Source organism: Phyllobacterium sp. P5_D12, assembly GCF_054049495.1.
In genome coordinates, this window is record NZ_JBFUMG010001151.1 from 1 (window position 1) to 601 (window position 601).

The following is a 601-nucleotide window of genomic DNA, read 5'->3' on the forward strand; positions in this document are numbered from 1 at the left end:
GACGCGTTCACCGTGTGATCTAGTGTATAGGCCAACTGAGACACTACATAACCCTGAACCGCGTTGTCCACGATGATCGGAACGCTGAATACTTCGGTCTTGCCATCATCCAGTGCCTCCTGAGCGTTGGGTGCAACGGCTGCTGTCGCCGAATTCTGCCAGACGGCAAAATACAGGGATCCCAGTGCAACGACGCAGATCCACAGACCGATCAGCACAATACGGATCATGCACCGAGCCCATTTCTGACCTGGCTCGCAGTGTACGTTCCGTCGGCTTCCTGTGTCTCAAGCGCATCGCGGATAATTCCCGCGAGCTCTGTCACTGCACGCAAGTGCAATTTGATGGCATCGCAATTGCGATCAAGCTTCTGACGCAGGCTATCGAGAACCGGCTGGAGCGTCTTAAGCGCGCGCGTATCGACGGTCTTCACCGCCTTGCCCATCGCCTTGTTGAAATCACGTAGCCCGCGGCTCTTATTGGCGTTGATATTTGCAAGATCTACCAACTGACCTTCGAGAAGCAGCCGTGTCTCGCGCTCCACGACATCTTCCAAACGGCGAATGGCGAAGAGGACGGGCTCCAGCGCCGGTTCGGGCAC

General features: G+C 56.4%; 1 protein-coding gene and 1 pseudogene. Both read right to left on the reverse strand.

All coding sequences use genetic code 11. From position 1 onward, the window contains the following. A pseudogene (locus ACXJ5O_RS29220) lies at positions 1-230 on the reverse strand (hypothetical protein); the annotation flags it as partial. Beyond that, positions 227-601, reverse strand: a 375-nt coding sequence (locus tag ACXJ5O_RS29225) for a flagellar protein FlgN (RefSeq protein WP_457302951.1), incomplete at its 5' end; no start/stop codon positions are given. The pseudogene ACXJ5O_RS29220 and the gene ACXJ5O_RS29225, both read right to left, overlap by 4 nt.